General features: G+C 46.9%; 5 protein-coding genes (1 of these 5 running past the window's edge). 2 read left to right on the forward strand and 3 right to left on the reverse strand.

Going from position 1 to position 6,000, the window contains the following annotated elements; genetic code table 11:
• Positions 1-43 precede the first annotated feature (43 nt).
• On the forward strand, positions 44-1,273 hold the full coding sequence (locus ACPUEK_RS03250; protein ID WP_425642315.1) for an aminotransferase class V-fold PLP-dependent enzyme: 1,230 nt from the start codon (positions 44-46) through the stop codon (positions 1,271-1,273).
• A 9-nt stretch (positions 1,274-1,282) separates the two neighbouring features.
• Here ACPUEK_RS03250 and ACPUEK_RS03255 read toward each other — a convergent pair whose 3' ends face one another.
• The 3 genes from ACPUEK_RS03255 to ACPUEK_RS03265 form a co-directional block, all read right to left on the reverse strand.
• Entirely contained in the window at positions 1,283-1,915 is a 633-nt protein-coding gene (locus ACPUEK_RS03255) for a DsbA family protein (protein WP_067035569.1), read from the reverse strand.
• A 98-nt stretch (positions 1,916-2,013) separates the two neighbouring features.
• Positions 2,014-3,210, reverse strand: coding sequence for an amino acid aminotransferase (locus tag ACPUEK_RS03260; protein ID WP_425642316.1), 1,197 nt, complete (start codon positions 3,208-3,210; stop codon positions 2,014-2,016).
• A gap of 269 nt (positions 3,211-3,479) precedes the next feature.
• Entirely contained in the window at positions 3,480-3,674 is a 195-nt protein-coding gene (locus ACPUEK_RS03265; RefSeq protein WP_067035575.1) for a PA3496 family putative envelope integrity protein, read from the reverse strand.
• A gap of 166 nt (positions 3,675-3,840) precedes the next feature.
• Between ACPUEK_RS03265 and uvrD the strand changes: the two genes are divergently transcribed.
• Positions 3,841-6,000, forward strand: partial view of a DNA helicase II gene (gene uvrD, locus ACPUEK_RS03270; protein WP_417507843.1) — the 5' portion only. 51 nt of this gene lie beyond the right edge of the window; the window shows 2,160 of its 2,211 coding nt (coding positions 1-2,160); the start codon lies at positions 3,841-3,843; its stop codon lies beyond the right edge, outside the window.

Raw genomic sequence — 6,000 nt, forward strand, 5'->3', positions numbered from 1 at the left:
ATACTGCTAATAAATCAAACATTTAGAGTAAGGAGGCACTCGCATGCCCGCATTGGATTTGCAGTTTGTTCGTTCACAGTTCCCTGCATTTGATGAGCCTACGTTGGCAGGCCAAGCGTTTTTCGACAACGCGGGTGGTGCTTACGCCTGTTTGCCTGTGATCGTGCACCTTAATCGCTATTACCATCAAAGCAAGCTTCAGCCCTATCATCTGCATCCTGTATCTCAAGATGCCGGTAAGCAAATGGACGAGTCCCATAATCGTTTGGCTGGGTATCTTAATGTCTTGCCTGAAGAAGTACACTTAGGCCCGTCTACTTCTCAAAATACCTATGTATTAGCGCAAGCGTTTGCGCATCTTTTGCAAACTGGTGATGAAATAATTGTTACCAATCAAGATCACGAAGCCAACATAGGCGTATGGCGCCGGCTTTCTGAACGTGGCATTGAAATTAAAGAGTGGCGCGTTAATACGATTACAGGTGAGCTGGATCCAGCTGATTTGGATACACTTATTACGGATAAAACTAAATTACTGGCGTTCACACATTGCTCCAATATAGTGGCGCATATTAACCCAGTGAAAGAGATTTGTGCCAAAGCTAAGCAGGCAGGCGTGTGGACCGTTGTCGATGGTGTGGCGTATGCTGGTCATGGCTTCCCTGATGTAAAAGAGCTAGGCGCTGATATCTACCTGTTCTCGCTTTATAAAGCATTTGGGCCCCACTTAGGCGTTATGGTAGTGCGTCAGGCACTAGCGTTACAGTTGGGGAATCAAGGACACTATTTCAACGGTGGGTATCGGCATAAGTGGTTCGTCCCAGCGGGGCCTGACCATGCACAAGTGGCGGCGGCCTGTGGTGTAGTAGATTACTTTGATCGGTTACATGATCATCATTTTGACTCCAGCAAAGACATCAGTGTGAGAGCCAGCAATGTACGTAAGCTTCTACATGATGCCGATGCAGCGTTGTTACCACAGTTGTTGGATTATGTTTCAGAGCATCCAAAGCTGACGTTGGTTGGCCCTGCAGACTTCTCAAAGCGTAGCGCAACGGTGTCTTTATTAGCTACTGAGCAAACACCTCAAGAATTGGCGGCTAAGCTTGTGAAACAAGGGATTATTTGTGGCGCTGGGCATTTTTACGCGGTGCGCTTGCTTGAAGCTCTGGGCGTGGATCCGGCGACCGGTGTGTTGCGATTATCTTTCGTACATTACACCAGTCAGGAAGACATCAATCAGCTGCTAGAAGCACTTGATAAAGCGCTTTAACCCCTAGAATTAAAGAGATTTTAGGCGCTGTTCAATCTGTGCCAACATCGGCGTATGATCTTGATAATCTATGGATATTTCCATCAGTTCTTCGCCGATGAGTAATGCCAGTGACGGAAATGAGTTCAATCCCAACTGACGTGCGTTATCGATTTCTTTTTCGGCTAATTCTTGTTGCAGAGTGTATTGCATGCTGAGTAAAAAGCCATCGCGGTTTAAGCCTATCTGTTCGGCACAATCCGCAAGGGTACTCAAGTTAGAGGGGTTTTTAGCGTCTAAGTAATAGGCCTTTTGAATTGCGTGATACATCTCCATTTCAAGGTTTTGGTCACGCGCGACCAAACAAGCACGATTAGCAGGATAGGTTGAGCGACGAGGCTCTGTATCTGTCCAAAATCGGTAGTTAAATTTTGTCCCCAAACTTTGTTCGATCTGTTGCCACGTCCCTTGTAGTTTCTCGCGCATGGCGACTGGCATCGGTTCATTTGAGTCCACTGCCAATCCACCCAGCATCGGCTGTATGATCAAGTCTTCACGATCTATGTGTTTCGCTAGCGCTTTTTGCAATGCAGTCCAAGTTGGTCGGAACCCCCAACACCAACTACACATCGGGTCGTAGCAATAAATTAATGTTGCGGTCATGTCTTTGTTCCTCATACTTGGGCCTTGCTATAAAACGCAAGGCAAAAAAAAGCCAGCTGAGTGATCTCGGCTGGCTTTTATTATTAAGCGATTAGCGCTTAGCTAGCAAGTACCTTAGCAATGCCTTCGCACAGTGGTTCCATATTGTCTTTTGTCATACCCGCAACGCTGATACGACCAGAACCCACAATGTAAATACCAAAATCGGTGCGCAGTTGCGCGACTTGATCTGGTGTTAAGCCTGAGAAAGAGAACATACCATTTTGATGTGATATGAATGAGAAGTCTTGCTCCACACCCTTCGCACGCAAAGTGCTTACAAACAAGTTACGCATTTCGTTAATACGCGTACGCATTGCTTGCAGTTCCATTTCCCAAAGGCTACGTAGCTCAGGGTCCGTTAGGACTTCTGTGACGACTGCCGCGCCGTGTGCTGGTGGGTTAGAGTAGTTAGCACGGATACAACGCTTCACTTGAGAGAAGGCGGCATCAGCGTGCTCAGATGTTTCACATACAACGGTAATGCCACCGACACGCTCGTTGTACAAACCGAAGTTTTTAGAGAATGAGTTAGCGATCAACATTTCTTGGACTTGATCCAAGAAAACGCGCAAACCTGCTGCGTCTTCTTCGAGGCCACTGCCGAAACCTTGGTAAGCAAAGTCAAACAATGGTAGGAAGCCTTGCTTGCTGCAAAGTTTTGCCAATTGTGCCCATTGCTCTGTGGTCGGGTCGATGCCTGTTGGGTTATGGCAGCAACCATGGAACAGAACAACGTCACCTTCTGGTACTTGTGAAAGGCTAGCGAGCATGGCTTCGAAATCCAGTGATTTCGTCGCTGCGTCGTAATACGCATAGCTGCCTACTTCCAAACCAACTGATTGGAAAATCGCTTGGTGGTTCGCCCATGTTGGGTTACTTACCCAAACGGTTGCGCCAGGTAAATGCTTTTTGATGAATTCTGCTGCAATACGTAACGCACCAGTACCACCAGGTGATTGAGCGGTACGTGCACGCTGTTTAGCGATGACATCGTGGCCTGCACCAAATAACAGCTCTTGAACGGCTTGACGGTAAGCTTCTGTGCCTTCAATGCTCAAGTAGCTTTTGGTCTTCTCGGTTGCAACTAAGCGCTCTTCAGCTTGCTTAACAGACTTTAGAATTGGCGTCGCGCCTAGCTCATCTTTATAAACGCCTACACCTAAATTAATTTTGTTTGGGTTTGGATCGTTACGATAAGCATCATTTAAGCCGAGAATAGGGTCAGCGGGTGCAACTTGAATGTTTTCGAACATGGTGACTCCCCATAAGGGTTATATGTACTGTTTTTATTGTGCGATGACGTTAAAAAATCAGCCGTAATGTTACTCGAAGCGTGTTCCCTTCGCTATAAAAAGAGGCAAAATTGGTTTGTAAATACGACAATAATTGACAAATAACAGAGTAGAAAAAGCGTGTAAGGGAAGACGTCGCTCAAATTTTGGTTGAGGATCTGAATTTAAAGATAAAGCAGTCCCACTGGCACAGCTTGCGAGACTGCCAGAATGTGGTGTGACCTTTGGGGCTATTCGTCCCAGCCGTCTGAAATCGCTTGATTAAGGCGCTTTTCTTCTAGGTAAGCTTCAATTGCTCGCCGAGCTTTCAATAAGCGTTCGCTATCTTCTTTCTGGTTGCGTTCGTTTTCCTCTTTCTTCAAGCTGATGGAAGCGTGTAACAGATCGGTTTTAACTTCGGAAATAATTTCCGCTGGCGTACTCATCATTTTTTCCTCACAGGTCCATTTCGACGACAGAAATGCACACATCACTGTCATCGACAGGTGAAAAAAGTCAAAATAGACAGACATCAAGACTTCAGTGATATAAAAAACGCTAACTGGTCAAAAATCAACCTATTTATTATGAATTTTTTATTGGCGGATACGAATGGATGTTTCTTTTATCCTCGATGCTTTGAACGATAAGCAGCGGGAAGCGGTGGCAGCACCGTTACAAAACAGCCTAGTGTTAGCAGGCGCAGGGTCTGGTAAAACGCGCGTGTTAGTGCATCGCATTGCTTGGCTGATGCACGCTTACGACATTTCCCCTTATAGCCTGATGGCCGTAACTTTTACCAACAAAGCGGCGCGCGAGATGCAAGGCCGTATTGAGCAATTGGTGGGCGTACCGCCACAGGGTATGTGGGTTGGCACTTTCCACGGTATTGCGCACCGTTTGCTGCGCGCTCATTGGCGTGATGCAGGGCTGAAAGAAAACTTCCAGATCATGGACAGCGATGATCAGCAACGGTTAGTGAAACGCATCATGCGTGAGCTGAGCATTGATGAGACACGCTGGCCGCCGAAGCAAGTTTGCTGGTTTATCAACGCGCAAAAAGACGAAGGTCGACGCGCGGCCCATGTGCCGGATAGCCATGACCCGTTTTCTCGCGGTATGCGTGAAATGTATTACCACTATGAAGAAGCCTGTGAGAAAAACGGCTTGCTGGACTTTGGTGAGCTATTATTGCGCGCTCATGAGTTAATGTTGACCACGCCAGCCTTGTTGAAGCATTACCAACAGCGTTTTGTACATGTATTGGTGGACGAGTTTCAAGACACCAACACCATTCAGTACGCGTGGCTACGCTTAATGGTTGGCGACAGCGGCACGATTACAGCAGTAGGTGACGATGACCAATCTATTTATGGTTGGCGTGGCGCGAAAATTGAGAACATTCAAAGCTTATCTAAGCACTTCAAAGACTTGCATACGATTCGTTTGGAGCAAAATTACCGTTCTACGGGGCATATCCTAAAAGCAGCCAACGGTTTGATCAGTAATAACGACGATCGTTTAGGCAAAGAACTTTGGACAGACAGCGGTGAAGGTGAACCGATCTCGGTATACGCTGGCTTTAATGAGCAAGATGAAGCACGTTTTATCATCGAGATCGTCAAGAAGTGGCGTGATGACGGTACAGCGTTAAAAGATATGGCCATTCTGTATCGGTCTAACGCGCAATCGCGTGTGATCGAGGAATGCTTAGTTAGGGAACAGATTGCTTACCGGATTTATGGTGGTCACAGATTCTACGATCGTCTTGAGATTAAAAATGCCTTAGCGTATGCGCGTTTGGCCATTGATCCTAACGACGATGGTGCAATGGAGCGTGTGATTAATGTACCGACACGAGGCATTGGTGAGCGCAGTATTGGCACCATCCGCGAACTGGCACGCGACCAAGGCTGCTCTATGTGGCAAGCCGCTGACCAGATTGTTACGCATAGCTTAATGCCTGCTCGCGCTTCGAATGCTATCAAAGGTTTTATGCAGTTAATTCATGGTATGGCAACGACATTGCAAAATCCTGATCTTGGCTTAGGTGATATCTTTGATCAGATTATTGCTGAAGCTGGCTTGATTCCCTATCACGAGAAGGAAAAGGGCGAGAAAGGCGAAGCCCGTGTAGAAAACTTAAAAGAACTCGTAAATGCGGCGAGTGGTTTCAATTGGCTGGACTCGGAGGAAGAGTTTAGCTCGCCGATGATGGCGTTCTTGGATCAAGCGGTTCTCGATGCGGGCGAAGCTCAGGCCGATGAATATCAAGACTCAGTACAATTGATGACTTTGCATTCAGCTAAAGGCTTAGAGTTCCCATTGGTGTTTTTAGCAGGTGTTGAAGAAAACCTATTTCCGAACCGAATGTCCTTTGAAGAACCTGGTCGTCTCGCGGAAGAGCGTCGTCTGTGTTACGTCGGTATTACTCGTGCGATGCAGAAACTCTATATTACCTACGCGGAATCCCGTCGACTATATGGTTCTGAATCGTTTAATAGTCCATCGCGTTTTATTCGTGAAATTCCAGAAGAGTGTTTAGAGGAAGTGCGCTTACGTTCACAAGTAGCGCGTCCTGTGTCAATGCAGCGTCCAGACTACTCGGCGTCAGTACAGCGTCAGAACCAAAACATTCTCCATGGGCATCAGGTGCCTGAGACGAATGTCTCCATGGGAGATCGTGTTAAACACCCGATCTTTGGCGAAGGCTTGGTTGTGAACTATGAAGGCCAAGGCCCCCAGGCACGTGTTCAAGTGAACTTTGATGAT

Source organism: Marinomonas gallaica, from assembly GCF_049821165.1.
GTDB classification, from domain to species: domain Bacteria; phylum Pseudomonadota; class Gammaproteobacteria; order Pseudomonadales; family Marinomonadaceae; genus Marinomonas; species Marinomonas gallaica.

Excerpts from the sequence above, each read along its gene's own strand:
- ACPUEK_RS03255 (WP_067035569.1), bottom strand. The coding sequence starts at position 1,915 with ATGACCGCAACATTAATTTATTGCTACGACCCGATGTGTAGTTGGTGT.
- ACPUEK_RS03265 (WP_067035575.1), bottom strand. The coding sequence starts at position 3,674 with ATGAGTACGCCAGCGGAAATTATTTCCGAAGTTAAAACCGATCTGTTA.
- ACPUEK_RS03250 (WP_425642315.1), top strand. The coding sequence starts at position 44 with ATGCCCGCATTGGATTTGCAGTTTGTTCGTTCACAGTTCCCTGCATTT.
- ACPUEK_RS03260 (WP_425642316.1), bottom strand. The coding sequence starts at position 3,210 with ATGTTCGAAAACATTCAAGTTGCACCCGCTGACCCTATTCTCGGCTTA.